The 16,334-nt window shown below is 60.5% G+C and carries 18 protein-coding genes; 9 read left to right on the forward strand and 9 right to left on the reverse strand.

Going from position 1 to position 16,334, the window contains the following annotated elements; genetic code table 11:
* Positions 1 to 260: 260 nt before the first annotated feature.
* From QRN70_RS18350 to QRN70_RS18365, 4 genes are all read left to right on the forward strand, one after another.
* Positions 261 to 854 carry an aminodeoxychorismate/anthranilate synthase component II gene (locus QRN70_RS18350; RefSeq protein ID WP_285419343.1) on the forward strand — a complete coding sequence of 198 codons (594 nt, stop codon included), beginning with the start codon at positions 261 to 263 and terminating at the stop codon, positions 852 to 854.
* A gap of 9 nt (positions 855 to 863) precedes the next feature.
* Complete coding sequence (gene trpD / locus QRN70_RS18355) at positions 864 to 1,913, forward strand: anthranilate phosphoribosyltransferase (protein ID WP_285419344.1); 1,050 nt, start codon at positions 864 to 866, stop codon at positions 1,911 to 1,913.
* A complete protein-coding gene (gene trpC, locus QRN70_RS18360; RefSeq protein ID WP_285419345.1) occupies positions 1,910 to 2,746 on the forward strand; it encodes an indole-3-glycerol phosphate synthase TrpC in 837 nt (278 codons plus the stop codon). The genes trpD and trpC overlap by 4 nt, the downstream gene beginning before the upstream one ends.
* A gap of 98 nt (positions 2,747 to 2,844) precedes the next feature.
* A complete protein-coding gene (locus QRN70_RS18365; protein ID WP_285419346.1) occupies positions 2,845 to 3,546 on the forward strand; it encodes a lipoate--protein ligase family protein in 702 nt (233 codons plus the stop codon).
* A gap of 10 nt (positions 3,547 to 3,556) precedes the next feature.
* Here QRN70_RS18365 and crp read toward each other — a convergent pair whose 3' ends face one another.
* Complete coding sequence (crp, locus tag QRN70_RS18370; protein ID WP_285419347.1) at positions 3,557 to 4,201, reverse strand: cAMP-activated global transcriptional regulator CRP; 645 nt, start codon at positions 4,199 to 4,201, stop codon at positions 3,557 to 3,559.
* Between the two features lie 235 nt (positions 4,202 to 4,436).
* Between crp and QRN70_RS18375 the strand changes: the two genes are divergently transcribed.
* Entirely contained in the window at positions 4,437 to 4,859 is a 423-nt protein-coding gene (locus QRN70_RS18375) for an OsmC family protein (RefSeq protein WP_285419348.1), read from the forward strand.
* 237 nt (positions 4,860 to 5,096) lie between these two features.
* Positions 5,097 to 5,891 (forward strand): adenosylmethionine decarboxylase, encoded by a 795-nt coding sequence (speD, locus tag QRN70_RS18380; protein ID WP_285419349.1) that lies wholly within the window; start codon positions 5,097 to 5,099, stop codon positions 5,889 to 5,891.
* A gap of 117 nt (positions 5,892 to 6,008) precedes the next feature.
* Here speD and coq7 read toward each other — a convergent pair whose 3' ends face one another.
* The 6 genes from coq7 to hemJ all read right to left on the reverse strand — a co-directional run bounded on the left by coq7 (position 6,009) and on the right by hemJ (position 10,548).
* Positions 6,009 to 6,656 (reverse strand): 2-polyprenyl-3-methyl-6-methoxy-1,4-benzoquinone monooxygenase, encoded by a 648-nt coding sequence (coq7, locus tag QRN70_RS18385; protein WP_285419350.1) that lies wholly within the window; start codon positions 6,654 to 6,656, stop codon positions 6,009 to 6,011.
* Between the two features lie 142 nt (positions 6,657 to 6,798).
* Entirely contained in the window at positions 6,799 to 7,137 is a 339-nt protein-coding gene (locus QRN70_RS18390) for a histidine triad nucleotide-binding protein (protein ID WP_122594836.1), read from the reverse strand.
* A 73-nt stretch (positions 7,138 to 7,210) separates the two neighbouring features.
* Positions 7,211 to 7,999: an SDR family NAD(P)-dependent oxidoreductase gene (locus tag QRN70_RS18395; protein ID WP_285419351.1), complete on the reverse strand. Its 789-nt coding sequence runs from the start codon at positions 7,997 to 7,999 to the stop codon at positions 7,211 to 7,213.
* A 61-nt stretch (positions 8,000 to 8,060) separates the two neighbouring features.
* Positions 8,061 to 9,026: a DUF805 domain-containing protein gene (locus QRN70_RS18400; RefSeq protein ID WP_285419352.1), complete on the reverse strand. Its 966-nt coding sequence runs from the start codon at positions 9,024 to 9,026 to the stop codon at positions 8,061 to 8,063.
* Between the two features lie 93 nt (positions 9,027 to 9,119).
* Positions 9,120 to 10,088: an NAD(P)H-dependent flavin oxidoreductase gene (locus QRN70_RS18405; RefSeq protein WP_285419353.1), complete on the reverse strand. Its 969-nt coding sequence runs from the start codon at positions 10,086 to 10,088 to the stop codon at positions 9,120 to 9,122.
* A gap of 31 nt (positions 10,089 to 10,119) precedes the next feature.
* The gene (gene hemJ, locus QRN70_RS18410) at positions 10,120 to 10,548 is read right to left on the reverse strand and encodes a protoporphyrinogen oxidase HemJ (protein WP_285419354.1); all 429 of its coding nucleotides are present in this window, start codon (positions 10,546 to 10,548) and stop codon (positions 10,120 to 10,122) included.
* 134 nt (positions 10,549 to 10,682) lie between these two features.
* Here hemJ and argC point away from each other — a divergent pair, with 134 nt between their 5' ends.
* Together argC and erpA are read left to right on the forward strand one after the other, a co-directional pair.
* Entirely contained in the window at positions 10,683 to 11,717 is a 1,035-nt protein-coding gene (gene argC / locus QRN70_RS18415; RefSeq protein WP_285419355.1) for an N-acetyl-gamma-glutamyl-phosphate reductase, read from the forward strand.
* Positions 11,718 to 11,885: 168 nt separating this feature from the next.
* Positions 11,886 to 12,236 (forward strand): iron-sulfur cluster insertion protein ErpA, encoded by a 351-nt coding sequence (gene erpA, locus QRN70_RS18420; protein ID WP_003228776.1) that lies wholly within the window; start codon positions 11,886 to 11,888, stop codon positions 12,234 to 12,236.
* A gap of 75 nt (positions 12,237 to 12,311) precedes the next feature.
* Here the strand turns inward: erpA and QRN70_RS18425 are convergent, their stop codons facing one another.
* Together QRN70_RS18425 and QRN70_RS18430 are read right to left on the reverse strand one after the other, a co-directional pair.
* The gene (locus QRN70_RS18425; RefSeq protein WP_285419356.1) at positions 12,312 to 13,403 is read right to left on the reverse strand and encodes an anhydro-N-acetylmuramic acid kinase; all 1,092 of its coding nucleotides are present in this window, start codon (positions 13,401 to 13,403) and stop codon (positions 12,312 to 12,314) included.
* Between the two features lie 3 nt (positions 13,404 to 13,406).
* Positions 13,407 to 14,837, reverse strand: a complete 1,431-nt coding sequence (locus tag QRN70_RS18430; protein WP_285419375.1) for a peptidoglycan DD-metalloendopeptidase family protein — start codon at positions 14,835 to 14,837, stop codon at positions 13,407 to 13,409.
* Between the two features lie 212 nt (positions 14,838 to 15,049).
* Here QRN70_RS18430 and tyrS point away from each other — a divergent pair, with 212 nt between their 5' ends.
* Positions 15,050 to 16,249: a tyrosine--tRNA ligase gene (tyrS, locus tag QRN70_RS18435; RefSeq protein ID WP_285419357.1), complete on the forward strand. Its 1,200-nt coding sequence runs from the start codon at positions 15,050 to 15,052 to the stop codon at positions 16,247 to 16,249.
* The last annotated feature ends 85 nt before the right edge of the window (positions 16,250 to 16,334 follow it).

Raw genomic sequence — 16,334 nt, forward strand, 5'->3', positions numbered from 1 at the left:
GCCGGAACGTATGAACGAGACCTTCCCCGTGTTGATCGTCAGCAAACTTCTGGATCAAGTCATCAAGGCACACGCCCGTTGGCGTTGGCGCGCCTGAATTTTCTCTGCCGGCCCGGCCGGATCTGTATCGCTTTGCCTTCCTTGCCTGTCTGAAATGCCGCTTTGCCGTCGCCACCCGTGCGCTCGACATCGTGCAGCGCCCTGCGGGCAAGTCATCTGAAGGCTGTCTCCCAGTCAGAATTCAAGAGGTTCGAAACGCCATGTTGCTGATGATCGACAACTACGACTCCTTTACCTACAACGTCGTGCAATACCTCGGCGAACTGGGTGCCGACGTCAAGGTCGTGCGCAACGACGAGCTGACCATCGGCGAAATCGAAGCGCTCAACCCGGAGCGCATTGTGGTTTCCCCAGGCCCGTGCACACCGACCGAAGCCGGTATTTCCATCGACGCCATCAAGCACTTCGCCGGCAAGCTGCCGATCCTCGGCGTCTGCCTCGGCCATCAGTCCATCGGCCAGGCATTCGGTGGTGACGTGATCCGCGCCCGGCAGGTGATGCACGGTAAGACTAGCCCGGTATTCCACGAGGACAAGGGCGTGTTCGCCGGCCTCAACCATCCGCTCACCGTTACCCGCTATCATTCGCTGATCGTCAAGCACGAGACCCTGCCCGACTGCCTGGAGCTGACCGCCTGGACCCAGCACGACGACGGCTCGGTCGACGAGATCATGGGCCTGCGGCACAAGACCCTGAACATCGAGGGCGTGCAGTTTCACCCTGAGTCGATCCTCACCGAGCAGGGCCATGAACTGTTTGCCAACTTCCTCAAACAAACCGGCGGCACGCGCTAAGGACTTTGCATGAACATCAAGACAGCCCTGAGCCGTATCGTCGATCACCTCGACCTCAGCACCGATGAAATGCGCGATGTGATGCGCGAAATCATGACCGGCCAATGCACCGACGCGCAGATCGGCGCGTTCATGATGGCCATGCGCATGAAGAGCGAGAGCATCGACGAAATCGTCGGCGCCGTATCGGTGATGCGCGAGCTGGCGGACAAAGTCGAACTGCGGACCCTCGATCGCGTGGTCGATGTGGTCGGCACCGGCGGTGATGGCGCGAACATCTTCAACGTCTCGACTGCGTCTTCGTTTGTCGTCGCCGCGGCCGGTTGCACCGTGGCCAAGCACGGCAACCGCGCGGTTTCGGGCAAGAGCGGCAGCGCCGACCTGCTCGAGGCGGCCGGTATCTACCTGAACCTGACGCCGGTCCAGGTCGCCCGTTGCATCGACAACGTCGGCATCGGCTTCATGTTTGCCCAGACCCACCACAAAGCCATGAAATACGCCGCTGGGCCGCGTCGCGATCTCGGCCTGCGGACCCTGTTCAACATGCTTGGCCCGCTTACGAATCCGGCCGGTGTGAAACATCAGGTAGTGGGTGTGTTCACTCCCGCGCTGTGCCGGCCATTGGCCGAAGTCTTGCAGCGCCTGGGTAGCAAGCACGTTCTGGTGGTGCACTCGAAGGACGGCCTGGACGAATTCAGCCTCGCCGCGCCGACCTTTGTCGCCGAACTCAAAGACGACCAAATCACTGAATACTGGGTCGAGCCGGAAGATCTCGGCATGAAGAGCCAGAGCCTGCACGGTCTGTCGGTCGAAGGTCCGGAAGCATCGCTGGCGCTGATCCGCGACGCGCTGGGCAAGCGCAAGACCGAGAACGGCCAGAAAGCCGCCGAAATGATCGTGCTCAATGCCGGTGCGGCGTTGTACGCCGCTGACCTGGCGAGCAGTCTCAAAGAAGGCGTGGCGCTTGCGCACGACGCCCTGCATACCGGCCTTGCTCGGGAAAAACTCGAGGAGTTGGGTGCCTTTACCGCGGTATTCAAAGTGGAGAATGAGGGATGAGTGTACCGACGGTTCTGGAAAACATTCTGGCGCGCAAGGTTCAGGAAGTCGCCGAGCGCAGTGCCCGGGTCAGCCTGAGCGAGCTGGAAAGTCTGGCCAAGGCGGCCGATGCACCCCGTGGCTTTGCCCAGGCATTGCTGGCGCAGGCGAAAAAGAAGCAACCGGCGGTGATCGCCGAAATCAAGAAGGCTTCGCCAAGCAAAGGCGTGATCCGCGAGGACTTCGTGCCTGCCGACATCGCCAAGAGCTACGAGAAGGGCGGGGCGACCTGTCTGTCGGTACTGACCGACATCGATTACTTCCAGGGCGCCGACATCTACCTGCAACAGGCGCGTGCCGCGTGCCAGCTGCCGGTGATCCGCAAGGACTTCATGATCGATCCGTACCAGATCGTCGAAGCCCGCGCGCTGGGTGCCGACTGCGTGCTGTTGATCGTCTCGGCGCTGGACGACGTGAGAATGGCCGAACTGGCTTCGGTGGCCAAGGATGTCGGCCTCGACGTGCTAGTGGAAGTCCATGACGGCGACGAACTGGAGCGCGCGTTGAAGACCCTCGACACGCCGCTGGTCGGGGTCAACAATCGCAACCTGCACACCTTCGACGTCAGTCTGGAAACCACCCTTGACCTGCTGCCACGCATTCCTCGCGATCGCCTGGTGATCACCGAGAGCGGCATCCTCAACCGCGCCGATGTCGAGTTGATGGAGATCAGCGACGTCTACGCGTTCCTGGTCGGCGAAGCCTTCATGCGCGCCGAGAGCCCGGGCATTGAGCTGCAGCGTCTGTTCTTCCCGGAGCGTGGCGTGCCGGTCAGTGGTTCGACCCTCGACTGATCGAGTCTTTGCGGGCGCCCGCGTCCCCTGTGGGAGCGGGCCCGCCCGCGAAGAGGCCAGTCAGTTCCCTACAGATTCCAGGTCTGCCGGAGTTCGTCATGTCGCTGCCAGTCTCCCTCACCATCGAAGCCGGCCTGCAAGCCGAACAGGATCTGCTCGCGTCGGTTTGCGCGGGCGACGCCGAATTCGGCCTGCTGTTCTGGCAGCCCAGCGACCGTGCCCTGGTCATGCCGCGCCGTCTCAATCGCCTGCCCGACTTCGAGCATGCCTGCGAAGTCTCCGCCGCCGCCGGTTGGCCAGTCTTGCTGCGCGAAACCGGTGGTGAACCGGTCCCGCAATCCGCCTCAACGATCAACATCGCATTGGTCTACGCCCCACCCCGCAGCGAGGGTGATCTGAATCGCATTGAAACCGGCTATCGGCGCCTGTGCGATCCGATCTGTGAGTTGCTCGATGAATTGGGTGGCACGTCGTCGTTGGGCGAAATCGACGGTGCGTTCTGCGACGGTCGCTTCAACGTCAATCTCGACGGCCGCAAGCTGGTCGGTACCGCTCAGCGCTGGCGCCAGAGCCAGGGCGGTCAGCGTCCGGTGGGGCTGGTGCACGGGGCGATGCTGATGGATAACGAGCGCGAGTCGATGGTTGCAGCGGTCAATCGCTTCAACGAGGCTTGCGGTCTGGAGCAGCGAGTGCGGGCCGAAAGCCACATCGCCCTGCATGAGAAGTTCGTCGCGCCAACGGCATTGGCGCGTCTTGATGAGTTGTTTCGTCTGATGCTGGCGCAGGTCTACAGCGCCTGAGTCTACGGGCTCAGCGCGTACCGAAGACCACCATGGTCTTGCCTTTCACATCGACCAGGTTGCGTTCCTCGAGATCCTTGAGCACGCGACCGACCATCTCCCGCGAACAACCGACAATCCGGCCGATTTCCTGACGGGTCACCTTGATCTGCATGCCGTCCGGGTGCGTCATGGCGTCCGGCTGCTTGCACAGATCCAGCAGGCAACGGGCGACACGGCCGGTGACGTCGAAGAACGCCAGATCGCCGACCTTGCGCGTGGTGTTGCGCAGCCGTTGTGCGATTTGTCCGCTAAGGACGTAAAGAATGTCTGGATCCTGCTGTGACAATTCGCGGAACTTGGCGTAGCTGATCTCGGCGACCTCGCACTCGACCTTGGCCCGTACCCAGGCGCTGCGCTCCTGCTCCTGGCCGGCCTGCTCGAACAAACCCAGTTCGCCGAAGAAATCGCCGGCGTTGAGGTAGGCGATGATCATTTCGCGGCCGTCGTCATCCTCGATCAGGATCGTCACCGAACCCTTGATGATGAAATACAGCGTGTCCGAGCGATCCCCTGCGCAAATGATGTTGCTCTTGGCCGCATGGCGACGACGCTGGCAATGCATCAGCAGTTTGTCGAGGTTCTTGATTTTGGGTGTAGGGGTAATACCAACCATGGTTGTATCCCGAAAAGACTGCACGGTAATGGGTGATTTTTTTATGAGGCGCTGAGGCGATCGCTACAGGAACTGGCAGGCGCCAGTGAATTGGCGCCAGCTTACCAGACACTTCCTTGAAGATTCGAGAAATTACCTACGCTGCAAAGGCATGCGTCCTAGGAACGTCGCTCGCTGTCATAGCAGGGCCCTGTGCTAAGCTGGCGACCCTTTTTTCTACAGTGGAGTCTTGGCGATGAAGGCACGCATCCAATGGGCTGGCGAAGCCATGTTCCTCGGCGAATCCGGCAGCGGTCATGTCGTGGTCATGGACGGTCCGCCGGACGCGGGTGGTCGCAACCTGGGGGTTCGCCCGATGGAAATGCTCCTGCTCGGCGTTGGCGGTTGCAGCAATTTCGACGTGGTCAGCATTCTGAAGAAGTCCCGCCAGGCCGTGGAGAGCTGCGAAGCCTTCCTCGAAGCCGAGCGCGCGAGCGAAGATCCGAAGGTGTTCACCAAGATCCACATGCATTTCGTGGTCAAGGGGCGCGGCCTGAAAGAAGCCCAGGTCAAGCGCGCCATCGAACTCTCCGCGGAAAAGTATTGCTCGGCCTCGATCATGCTCGGCGCGGCCGGTGTCGCGATCACCCACGACTACGAAATCGTCGAACTCGGTTGAAGCGACATTCAACTATCATAAAAGCAGTGCAGACTCTGGCGATCCCCCGCTGACGTCTGCATAATGCGCCACTTTTTTCAGGGCAGTGATCGGTCAGCCGACGGGTCATCCGCCTGAACAGATAACCAAAATCGCCATCGCGAAGAGGTGTTAACCGTCCTACGCAGGTGCGTTGTTCGCACTTGACGGGCATGCTTGATCACGCGGCTGTGCCGCATACATAGAGAGTTTTTAACGGTGAAAAGCAAACTCAAGCTCCACGGGTTCAATAACCTGACAAAGACCTTGAGCTTCAACATCTATGACATCTGCTACGCGGAAACCCCGCAAGACCAGCAGGCCTACGTCGAGTACATCAATCAAGAGTACAACGCCGAACGCCTGACGCAGATCCTCACGGAAGTTGTCGAAATCATTGGTGCCAACATTCTGAACATTGCCAGTCAGAACTATGAGCCTCAGGGTGCCAGCGTCACGATTCTGATCTCGGAAGAACCGGTCACTCCGACCGACAGCCAGATCGAAGAGTCCCCGGGCCCGTTGCCCGAAATCATCCTGGCCCACCTCGACAAGAGCCACATCACGGTGCACACCTATCCGGAAATCCATCCGGATGCCGGTATTGCCACGTTCCGTGTGGACATCGACGTGTCGACCTGTGGGGTCATTTCACCGCTCAAAGCGCTCAACTTCCTCATTCACCAGTTCGATTCGGACATCGTGACCGTGGATTACCGTGTGCGCGGCTTCACCCGTGACGTTGAAGGCAACAAGCACTTTATCGACCACGAGATCAACTCGATCCAGAACTACCTCTCCGAAGACACCCGCGACGCGTACCAGATGACCGACGTGAACGTGTACCAGGAAAACCTGTTCCACACCAAAATGCTGCTGAAGAACTTCGAGCTGGATAACTACCTGTTCGGCGACGCCACCAGCAATCTGTCCGCTGAGCAGCGTGCTCAGGTGACCGAGCGTGTGAAACATGAAATGCTGGAAATCTTCTACGCTCGCAACATGCCGAGCTAAGACATCCAGGCACAAAAAAGGCGACTACCTCACGGTAGTCGCCTTTTTTATTGCCAGAACGCAGGGTCTGAGGAAGCAGGCTTGCCAGCGACGGCGCCCTGTCAGGTGCCCAATCGGTCAGATTCGATACGTGCTCTTGGTCATTACCTTGGCCAACAGGCTCATGCCGAACTTCACCGGCGCCGGGAAGCGGAAGCCACCTGCATCCAGCGCACTTTCCGCGTGATGCTCTTCATCGATGCGCATCTGCTCGAGAATCGCCCGGGACTTCTCGTCTGCGGCCGGCAACTGCTCGAGATGTTCGTTCAGGTGTTTGCACACCTGGTGCTCGGTCGCCGCGACGAAACCGAGGCTGACCTTGTCGCTGATCAGCCCGGCGACCGCGCCGATACCGAATGACATGCCGTAGAACAGCGGATTGAGCACACTGGTGTGGCTGCCCAGTTGATGGATGCGTTGTTCGCACCAGACCAGATGATCGATCTCTTCTTCGGCAGCGTGCTCCATGGCCTCGCGTACCTGCGGCAGCTTGGCGGTCAGCGCCTGGCCCTGATACAGCGCCTGGGCACACACTTCGCCGGTATGGTTGATGCGCATCAGGCCGGCGACGTGGCGGGTGTCCTCGTCGCTCATCTGCACATCCGGCTGGACGATGGCCGGCGACGGACGGTACGGCTGGCCGCTGAACGGCAGCAAAGTGCGCATCGCGGCATCGGCTTGCAGCAGAAGACGGTCAATCGGCGAGTAGTGACGTTGGGTAGTCATGCTGACCTCCGGGAAGAATCTCGGCGGCCAGTTTAACCGAATCGGCCGGGGAAGGTTTGCGCTGGGTCATTTGCGGCCGGGTGGCGCTTGTTCGCTGGATGCAGGAGTTGCCGACGGCGGCTCCTGCACAGGTTGCTGTGAATCAGCCCGGCGGCCAGTTCATCTGGCGTTGCCCGAGTACGTGCATATGAATGTGGTAGACGGTCTGCCCGCCTTTTTCATTGCAGTTCATCACGACCCGGAAGCCTTCCTCGCAACCCAGTTCCAGTGCCAGACGCTGGGCGGTGAACAGGATGTGCCCGGCCAGTGCCTTGTCATCTTCGGTCAGGTCGTTGAGGGTGCGCACCGGTTTCTTCGGGATCACCAGGAAGTGCACCGGTGCCTGTGGGGCGATGTCGTGGAACGCCAGAACCTGGTCGTCCTCGTAAATGATGTTGGCCGGGATTTCCCGGTTGATGATCTTGGTGAACAGAGTATCCACTGCTGTTTTCTCCGTTGTGGGGGCTGGCCTGAGTGTACTCACGGGGGATGAGCCCGCCCAGTGTTTTACTGCTTCAGCGCGGGCAATGCGCCTTGTTGACCATGCCCACGACGGTGCGATTGAGCCAGCGCGAACCGAACCGTGGCAGAAAGGCGAACCAGCGATTCAGTCGCCCGGGAATAATGATCGCGCGGTTTTTGTCCAGGGCGCGCACGGTGTACAGCGCCACTTCCTCGGGGCTCATCAACAAGCGGCTGGTGTCGAGCTTGGCGGTGTCCATTTGGGCGGTGCGGAAGAACGCGGTACGGGTCGGGCCAGGGCAGAGCACCGAGACCTTTACCGCACATTTCTTCAGCTCCACCCGCAGGGCTTCGGAGAAGTGCAGTACATAGGCCTTGCTGGCGTAGTAAGTGCTCATCCACGGGCCGGGATTGAAGGCCGCGACGGAGGCCACGTTGAGAATCTGCCCGCCGCCCTGCAGCGCCATGCTGTTGCCGATGGCGTGGCACAGGCGCGTCAGGGCAAGGATGTTGACTTCGATCAGATCCTGCTCGGTCATCCAGTCCTGGGCCAGGAACGGGCCGCAGGTGCCAATGCCGGCGCAATTGACCAGCAGGTCGATCTGCCGGTCGCCTTCTTCCAGCTCCAGCAGGAAACCGGACAGGCGCAACGGTTCGCCGAGGTCGCAGGCGCGAAACAGCACCTCGACGCCGAAGCGCTGAGTCAGTTCGATCGCGATGCTTTCCAGCTGATCACGCTGGCGGGCCACCAGAATCAGGCTGCGACCCCGGCGTGCCAGGGCTTCGGCCATGGCCAGGCCGATGCCGCTGGAGGCGCCGGTGATCAGAGCGTAACGGGTCATGCAATTCTCCATCGCAACAGCTGCGCGTCGTCGACGCAGGTGTCGCGACGGGAAGCGCTGTTCATTCTTTCGCAGAGTCTACAGGGGGCTGGGCTTCTTCGGCTGCCTCGTCCGGCGAAATCGCCGGCTCGGTCTCGACGTCGACTTCATCGGCGGTCACCGACCCGCTTTCGTAGCTGCTTTCCAGGTTGCTTTCATATTCCTGCTGGATGGCCGAGATGCCGCCGACCATCGCGCCGACAAAAAACAGCCCGATCACCACGATCCACAACGAGCACAGAACCTTGACGGCGGTGCTGTTGGGCGGCGGTGGCGGGCCGTAGCGGTTGGCGACGTTGCTGCCAGGGACGACCATCATCACCAGCGGGAAGAAACTGCCGAGGAACGGCACCAGGTTGAGCAGCCACAGCCAGCCTGACCAGCCAATATCGTGCAGGCGCTGCACGCTGAACATGATGCTGACGATCATGAAGCCGAGGAACAGGAAGAAGGCGAAGATGCCGCCGATGATCAGCCCGGTGGTGGAGTCGGCGCTGACCAGGCCGAGGCCGATCAGGGCAAACACGCCAATGATCGGCATGGTCACCAGGCTCAATACCATCGACCACGCCAGGAAGCGCAGGCGGCCGATCCGGCCTTCGACGCCGAATGGCTTGAGGATGGAAAACTCGGCCTGGGTCTCGCCGACGTGCGCCCGGGGTGGCGCGTAGGGTGAGCTGGGTTCCATGACCGGGGCTGCAGCTGCGGCTGCGGGAGCGTGGTCGTGAACGTCCGACAGATTCAGCTCGATGGCGGTTTCCGTCTCGATTCGCGCATCGATCCCGGTTTTGCCGAGGGCTTGCAGATAGGTCTGTGCATCGCTGTGGGACAGATCGCGTTTCAGTGCAACGGTGCGGCCGTTGAACAGGCGCTCGATGGCGGCGACATCGCTTTTGAACAGTTCAGCCAGGTTGAGTTTGGCTGTGGTGATATCGACACCGGGCTGTAGAGCTCCGTCGAAAACGATCTTGTAGCGCGGTTCGCTCATGGGCGAGGCATCCTTGTCGCGAGTTGAGTTGAAAGCAAAAGTGTTGCAGTGCGCCAGTGTAAGGCCGGCCAGTGTGAAACTGGCCGGATTTTTTCAGCGCGGCCAGCGTTTCGGCAGCTCGGCGGCGCGCACCAGGGCCTGGCGATACTCCGTATCGAGGCGGGCGACCAGTTGATCGACACTCGGCAGATCATCGATATCGCCAACGCCCTGGCCGGCGGACCATACGGTTTTCCAGGCCTTGGCTTCGTCGTTGATCGGCTTCAGTTTGTCGCCGAAATTGACTTCGCCCCGGCCTTGCAGCGCAGCCGTGTCGAAACCGGCGGCTTGCAGGCTCTGGCGCATGAAACTGGCCGGTACTCCGGACACGGCAGGAGTATGAATGATGTCGGCCGCTTTCGCAGTCAGCAACATCTGCTTGTAGGCGTCAGGCGCATGACTTTCGCTGGTGCCGATAAATCGCGTGCCGAAGTAGGCCAGATCCGCACCGAGCAGTTGGGCGGCAAGAATCTCATGGCCGTGGTTCAAACATCCTGCAAGCAGCAGGGTTTTATCGAAGAATTGACGGATCTCGGCGATCAGCGCGAACGGGCTCCAGGTCCCGGCATGCCCGCCGGCGCCGGCCGCGACGGCGATCAAGCCATCGACACCGGCCTCGGCGGCCTTCTCGGCGTGTCGGCGGGTGGTGACGTCGTGAAATACCAGACCACCGTAGCTGTGCACGGCATCGACCAGTTCCTTCACCGCGCCGAGGCTGGTGATGACGATCGGCACCTTGTGCTCGACGCAGATCGCCAGATCGGCCTGCAGGCGCGGGTTGCTGTTGTGCACGATCAGGTTCACCGCGTACGGCGCAGGGTTTTCCAGTGCCGCCAGGCCGGCCTCGATCTCTTCCAGCCAGGCCTTGAAGCCGCTGCTTTCGCGCTGGTTCAGCGCCGGGAAGCTGCCGACCACGCCATTACGGCAGCAGGCGAGCACCAGTTGCGGGTTGGAAATCAGAAACATCGGCGCTGCCACCACGGGCAGGCGCAGGCGTTGATCGAGCAGAGCGGGCAGCGACATCGGAAGTACCCCAGGCAGTTGTGCGTATGAGTTAGAACGGCTTGACCACGACCAGAATTACGATAGCCAGCAATATCAGAACCGGGACTTCATTGAACCAGCGATAAAAGACATGGCTGCGGGTGTTTTCGCCACGGGCGAAACGTTTGACCTGCGCGCCGCACATGTGGTGATAACCGATCAGCAGCACGACCAGGGTCAGTTTGGCGTGAATCCAGCCACCCATGCTGAAGATGCCCGGATTGAGGTAGATCAGCCAGCCGCCGAAGATCAGCGTGGCGATCATCGCCGGGCCCATGATGCCGCGATACAGCTTGCGCTCCATGATGCTGAAGCGGTCCTTGCTGATCGCGTCTTCACTTTGCGCGTGATAAACGAACAGCCGCGGCAGGTAGAACAGGCCGGCAAACCAGCACACGACGCTGACGATATGAAACGCTTTGATCCACAGATAGAGCATTTTGGTTATTCCCAGGTTCACGGTAGGCCGGATAGTAGAGGCTTGAGCGTCCGCACGTCACCTTGACGGTTGTCGCAGGCGCGCGCGGCCCCTATTATCGACGGCTTTCCAGTGGGTTCGTTGAGGGCAGGTTTATGGTCAAGGTCGGTATCGTCGGCGGCACGGGTTACACCGGTGTCGAACTGCTGCGTCTGTTGGCACAGCATCCGCAGGCAGAAGTGGTTGTCATCACTTCCCGATCCGAGGCCGGTCTGGCCGTGGCTGACCTGTATCCGAACCTGCGCGGCCACTACGACGGCCTGGCGTTCAGCGTGCCGGACACCAAGACCCTGGGCGCCTGCGACGTGGTGTTCTTCGCCACGCCGCACGGTGTCGCCCATGCCCTGGCCGGCGAGCTGCTGGCGGCGGGCACCAAGGTCATCGATCTGTCGGCGGACTTCCGTCTGCAGGACGCCGAGGAATGGGCCAAGTGGTACGGCCAGCCGCACGGCGCGCCAGCGCTGCTCGACGAAGCGGTCTACGGTCTGCCGGAAGTCAATCGCGAGCAGATCAAGAAAGCCCGCCTGATCGCGGTGCCGGGTTGCTACCCGACGGCCACGCAACTGGGTTTCCTGCCGCTGCTGGAGGCTGGCCTGGCCGATACGTCCCGTCTGATTGCCGACTGCAAGTCCGGCGTCAGCGGTGCCGGTCGTGGTGCCGCGGTCGGCTCGCTGTACTCCGAGACGTCGGAAAGCATGAAGGCCTACGCGGTGAAAGGTCACCGTCACCTGCCGGAAATTCGCCAAGGCCTGCGTCGCGCTGCCGGTAAAGACGTCGGCCTGACCTTCGTCCCGCACCTGACGCCAATGATTCGTGGCATTCACTCCACGCTCTACGCGACCGTGGCTGATCGTTCGGTGGATCTGCAGGCGCTGTTCGAAAAGCGTTATGCCAACGAGCCGTTCGTCGACGTGATGCCGGCCGGCAGCCACCCGGAAACCCGCAGCGTGCGTGGTGCCAACGTCTGCCGTATCGCCGTGCACCGTCCGCAGGATGGCGATCTGGTGGTGGTGCTGTCGGTGATCGACAACCTGGTCAAAGGGGCGTCGGGACAAGCCGTGCAGAACCTGAACATCCTGTTCGGTCTGGATGAGCGCCTGGGCCTGTCCCATGCGGGCATGCTGCCGTAACGCGTTATCCCGGACAGCAAAAAGGCCCGTCGAACGGGCCTTTTTGCATTCTGTGCAGTTGATCGGGTTTATTGATATACCGTAACAATAGTTGACCGATTTTCTAGGACAAGCGGATAATGCGCGTCATCACGCATTATGGCGGCGTAACGCCGGGAGATAGTCAGCATGAGCGTCGAATCCTTCACCCCCACGGCTTTGCAATTCACCCAGGGTGCCGCGCACAAGGTGAAGAGCCTGGTCGATGAAGAGGGGAATGATCGCTTGAAGCTGCGCGTATTCGTTACGGGCGGCGGTTGTTCAGGGTTTCAGTATGGCTTCACCTTCGATGAAGATGTGGCCGAAGACGACACCATCGTCGAGCGCGAAGGCGTCAGTCTGGTGGTTGATCCGATGAGCTTCCAGTACCTGGCCGGTGCCGAGGTGGATTATCAGGAAGGTCTGGAAGGTTCGCGTTTCGTGATCAAGAACCCGAACGCTACCACGACCTGTGGTTGCGGCTCTTCGTTCTCGATCTGATCGCACGTCACGGCCAATACGAAAACGCCGCAGGACCTCACGGTTCTGCGGCGTTTTTTGTTGTCGGCGTTTTGCTCAGTTGGGGTAGATCGCGCCGAGCACGCGCAAGCCGTTGGCGCCGGTGACACTGGGGCGATTGGCGGCGATGCCTTCCAGGCAACAGTGAGCCAGCCAGGCGAAGGCCATGGCTTCGACCCAGTCCGGATCGACGCCGTAGGTCGCGGTGCTGGCCACCTTGGCGTTCGGCAGCAGGCTGGCCAAGCGTTGCATCAGGGCATTGTTATGCGCGCCGCCGCCGCAAACCAACAGTTCCTCAGTGTCCGCCTGCGCACTCTGCAGTGATTCAATGATCGTCAGCGCCGTCAGTTCCAGCAGCGTCGCCTGCACGTTTTGCGCTGCGAAACCTGGCAGGCGGGCCAGGTGCTGCTCCAGCCACGCCAGGTTGAACACCTCGCGACCCGTGCTTTTCGGGCCTTTGGTCAGGAAGAACGGATCGCCGAGCAGCGCCTTGAGCAGCGCAGGCTCAACGGTGCCGCTGGCGGCCCATTGGCCGCCGCGGTCGTAATTCTCTCCGCGCTGCCGGTGAATCCAGGCATCCATCAGCACATTCCCGGGGCCACAGTCGAAACCGGCTACAGGCTTGTTCGTCTCGATCAGGCTGAGATTGCTGAAACCGCCGACATTGAGCACCGCACGGCGGCCGCGACGCTCTTCGAACAACGTCTCATGAAAGGCCGGCACCAGCGGGGCGCCCTGGCCGCCGGCAGCGACATCACGGCTGCGGAAGTCGCTGACGACGGTGATGCCGGTCAGCTCCGTGAGCAGGGCAGGGTTGCCGATCTGCACGGTGAAGCCGCGTGCCGGTTCGTGGCGAATGGTCTGGCCGTGGCTGCCGATCGCGCGAATGGCTGGGGGCTGGAGTTGCTGTTGTTCGAGGAGGGTATGAATGCCCTGCGCGGCGAGTTTCACCCAGTTCTGCTGGGCAATGGCCGAGCGGGCGATCTCGTCCGGGCCGCTGGCGCACAAGCCAAGCAGCTCGGCGCGCAGGGAGTCGGGCATGGGGATGTAGTGGGTGGCGATCAGCTTGATCGCCGAAGTCTGCTCGATCAGGGCGATGTCCAGCCCGTCGAGACTGGTGCCGGACATCACGCCGATATACAGAGCCATGGCTTAGCGCTTGCTCGAAGCCAGCATGGTGGCCTTCTCTTGATCCATCCGCGCCATCAGCGGCTGGCTCTGCGCCAGGAAGCGAGCGCGCTCGGACTTGGCAATCGGATCGGCCATCGGCAGCTTTTGGCCGAGTGGATCGACGTGTACACCATTGACCTGGAACTCGTAGTGCAGGTGCGGTCCGGTGGACAGGCCGGTGGTGCCGATGTAGCCGATGACCTGACCCTGCTTGACGGTGCCGCCGGTTTTCACACCCTTGGCGAAGCCTTGCATGTGGCCGTACAGCGTGCGGTAGGTGTTGCCGTGCTGAATGATCACGGTGTTGCCGTAGCCGCCGCGCCGGCCAGCCAGCAGCACTTTGCCGTCACCGGCAGCCTTGATTGGCGTCCCGCGTGGCGCGGCATAATCGACGCCCTTGTGCGCGCGGATCTTGTTCAGGATCGGGTGCTTGCGGCCCATGGAGAACTTCGAGCTGATCCGGGCGAAATCCACCGGCGTGCGGATGAACGCCTTGCGCATGCTGTTGCCGTCGGCGGTGTAGTAGCTGCTGTTGCCTTGTTTGTTGGTGTAACGGACGGCGGTGTAGGTCTTGCCGCGGTTGGTGAAGCGGGCGGACAGGATCGGCCCGTTGCCGACCGCTTTGCCGTTGACCACTTTCTGTTCGTAGATCACATCGAATTCATCGCCCTGGCGAATATCCTGGGCGAAGTCGACGTCATAGCCGAACACGCTGGCCATATCCATGGTCAGGCTGTGGGACAGGCCGGCGCGGGCGGCGGACTGGGACAGGGAGCTGTTGATCACGCCGTGCACGTAAGCGGTGCGGACGGTCGGTTTGGCGGTGACGCGGTTGAACGCATAGCCCTTGTCGTTCTTGGTCAGGGTAATGGTTTCGACGTCGCTGACCTTGCTGTGCAGGCTGGTCAACTGGCCTTGCGGGTTTAATTCGAATTCGAGTTTCTGGCCGTGCTTGAGCTGGCTGAACTGCTTGGCTTGTTTATCGCTGCCCAGCACTTCATGCACGGTGGCAGCCGGAAGGCCGACCTTTTCAAACAGTGTCGAGAGCGTATCGCCTTTGCCGACGATCACTTCCCGGTGGCCGGGCGCCTTCTTTTCTTCGACAGCCGGTGTTGCTGCGGGTGCCGGCTCGGCCTGAGCGGTCTGCGTGGTGTCTTCTGCGCTGTTTTCGATCTGTGCGAAGGGTGAGGCTGCGGGTTCATTTGTGGCTTGAACGGCGTCAGCAGCGTCTTGATCTTGTGTCAGTTGTTCAGCAGGACTTTCCAGTTCAAGGCTCAGCGTCGTCTTTTTGGCTTCCACATCACTGGAAGGAAATACCAGGAGCGCCAGGCTGAGAAGGGCGGCGATTCCACTTGCGGCGAGCAGGTGGGTCTTCGGGTAAAGCGGTGGCGCTTTAGACGGTTCAGTGGTCATAAGTAGTTTTGACTTTGAAAAAAGATGAATTGGAAAAGATGAATGACATGATGAAGATGAAATAACTGTATAAAATATAACCAAATCATCTCTGAGGCAAGTCTACAGACACCCTGTCTGTGGATTGGTGTCCGTGCGCCGGGCAAAACTTGTAATTGGTGTGCGTTCTTGTATGGTTGGTTCCCTTTGAATCTGAGCCTTGCGGGTCTGTTATGAAGTCGGTTGAAGAGCAGCTAGCGCTGATTAAACGTGGTGCGGAAGAACTGTTGGTCGAGTCCGAGCTGATCGAAAAGCTCAAGCGCGGTCAGCCGCTACGAATCAAGGCCGGCTTCGATCCGACTGCGCCGGATCTGCACCTGGGGCATACCGTGCTTATTAATAAGCTGCGGCAGTTCCAGGAATTGGGTCACCAGGTGATCTTCCTTATAGGAGACTTCACCGGGATGATTGGCGATCCGAGCGGCAAGAGCGCCACTCGTCCGCCGCTGACTCGTGAGCAGGTTCTGGAGAATGCCGAGACCTACAAGACTCAGGTGTTCAAGATTCTTGATCCGGCGAAAACCGAAGTAGCGTTCAACTCCACCTGGATGGATCAGATGGGGCCGGCGGACTTCATTCGCCTGACTTCGCAGTACACCGTCGCGCGCATGCTCGAGCGTGATGACTTCGACAAGCGCTATACCACCAACCAGCCAATCGCCATTCACGAGTTCCTCTATCCGCTGGTTCAGGGTTATGACTCGGTGGCACTGCGTGCGGACGTCGAGTTGGGTGGTACCGATCAGAAGTTCAACTTGCTGATGGGTCGTGAGCTTCAGCGCGGTTATGGCCAGGAAGCACAGTGCATTCTGACCATGCCTCTGCTCGAAGGTCTGGATGGCGTGAAGAAGATGTCCAAGTCGTTGGGCAACTACGTCGGCATTCAGGAGGCACCGGGCGTCATGTACAGCAAGCTGGTCTCGATCCCGGATGCCTTGATGTGGCGTTATTTCGAACTGCTCAGCTTCCGTTCGATGGATGAGATCAATGCGTTCCGCGCCGATGTAGAGGCAGGAGCCAATCCGCGCGATATCAAAATCAAGTTGGCCGAAGAAATCGTAGCTCGCTTCCATGGTGAGGAGGCTGCGGCCAATGCTCATCGCGGGGCGGGCAATCGTATGAAGGATGGCGAGTTGCCGGATGACCTGCCAGAGGTCGAGCTGAGTGCTGGCGAAGACATGCCGATCGCGGCCGTCCTTAATAAAGCAGGTCTGGTGAAGAACTCGGCGGCCGCGCGTGATCTGCTGGCTTCCGGTGGTGTGCGTGTGGATGGCGAGGTAGTTGATCGCTCCTTTATATATGCACTGGGCGCCACCCACGTCTGCCAGGCCGGCAAGAAGGCATTTGCACGTATTACGCTGAAATCTGAATAAAGTTGAAATTAGGGGTTGACGGCGAATTCTAGAGGTCTATAATTCGCCCCACTTCCGGCGCAGTCGAAACGGAAAACTCCTTGAG

Origin of the sequence: Pseudomonas sp. efr-133-TYG-5 (assembly GCF_030209175.1) — a bacterium.
In the GTDB taxonomy this organism is placed as follows: Bacteria; Pseudomonadota; Gammaproteobacteria; order Pseudomonadales; family Pseudomonadaceae; genus Aquipseudomonas.

Bases quoted from the DNA above. Each gene is read 5' to 3' on its own strand.
- QRN70_RS18405 (WP_285419353.1), bottom strand. From the start codon at position 10,088: ATGTCGCTGCCCGCTCTGCTCGATCAACGCCTGCGCCTGCCCGTGGTG.
- coq7 (WP_285419350.1), bottom strand. From the start codon at position 6,656: ATGACTACCCAACGTCACTACTCGCCGATTGACCGTCTTCTGCTGCAA.
- trpC (WP_285419345.1), top strand. From the start codon at position 1,910: ATGAGTGTACCGACGGTTCTGGAAAACATTCTGGCGCGCAAGGTTCAG.
- QRN70_RS18395 (WP_285419351.1), bottom strand. From the start codon at position 7,999: ATGACCCGTTACGCTCTGATCACCGGCGCCTCCAGCGGCATCGGCCTG.
- tyrS (WP_285419357.1), top strand. From the start codon at position 15,050: ATGAAGTCGGTTGAAGAGCAGCTAGCGCTGATTAAACGTGGTGCGGAA.
- QRN70_RS18400 (WP_285419352.1), bottom strand. From the start codon at position 9,026: ATGAGCGAACCGCGCTACAAGATCGTTTTCGACGGAGCTCTACAGCCC.
- crp (WP_285419347.1), bottom strand. From the start codon at position 4,201: ATGGTTGGTATTACCCCTACACCCAAAATCAAGAACCTCGACAAACTG.
- QRN70_RS18430 (WP_285419375.1), bottom strand. From the start codon at position 14,837: ATGACCACTGAACCGTCTAAAGCGCCACCGCTTTACCCGAAGACCCAC.
- QRN70_RS18350 (WP_285419343.1), top strand. From the start codon at position 261: ATGTTGCTGATGATCGACAACTACGACTCCTTTACCTACAACGTCGTG.
- QRN70_RS18375 (WP_285419348.1), top strand. From the start codon at position 4,437: ATGAAGGCACGCATCCAATGGGCTGGCGAAGCCATGTTCCTCGGCGAA.
- trpD (WP_285419344.1), top strand. From the start codon at position 864: ATGAACATCAAGACAGCCCTGAGCCGTATCGTCGATCACCTCGACCTC.
- erpA (WP_003228776.1), top strand. From the start codon at position 11,886: ATGAGCGTCGAATCCTTCACCCCCACGGCTTTGCAATTCACCCAGGGT.
- argC (WP_285419355.1), top strand. From the start codon at position 10,683: ATGGTCAAGGTCGGTATCGTCGGCGGCACGGGTTACACCGGTGTCGAA.
- hemJ (WP_285419354.1), bottom strand. From the start codon at position 10,548: ATGCTCTATCTGTGGATCAAAGCGTTTCATATCGTCAGCGTCGTGTGC.
- QRN70_RS18425 (WP_285419356.1), bottom strand. From the start codon at position 13,403: ATGGCTCTGTATATCGGCGTGATGTCCGGCACCAGTCTCGACGGGCTG.
- QRN70_RS18365 (WP_285419346.1), top strand. From the start codon at position 2,845: ATGTCGCTGCCAGTCTCCCTCACCATCGAAGCCGGCCTGCAAGCCGAA.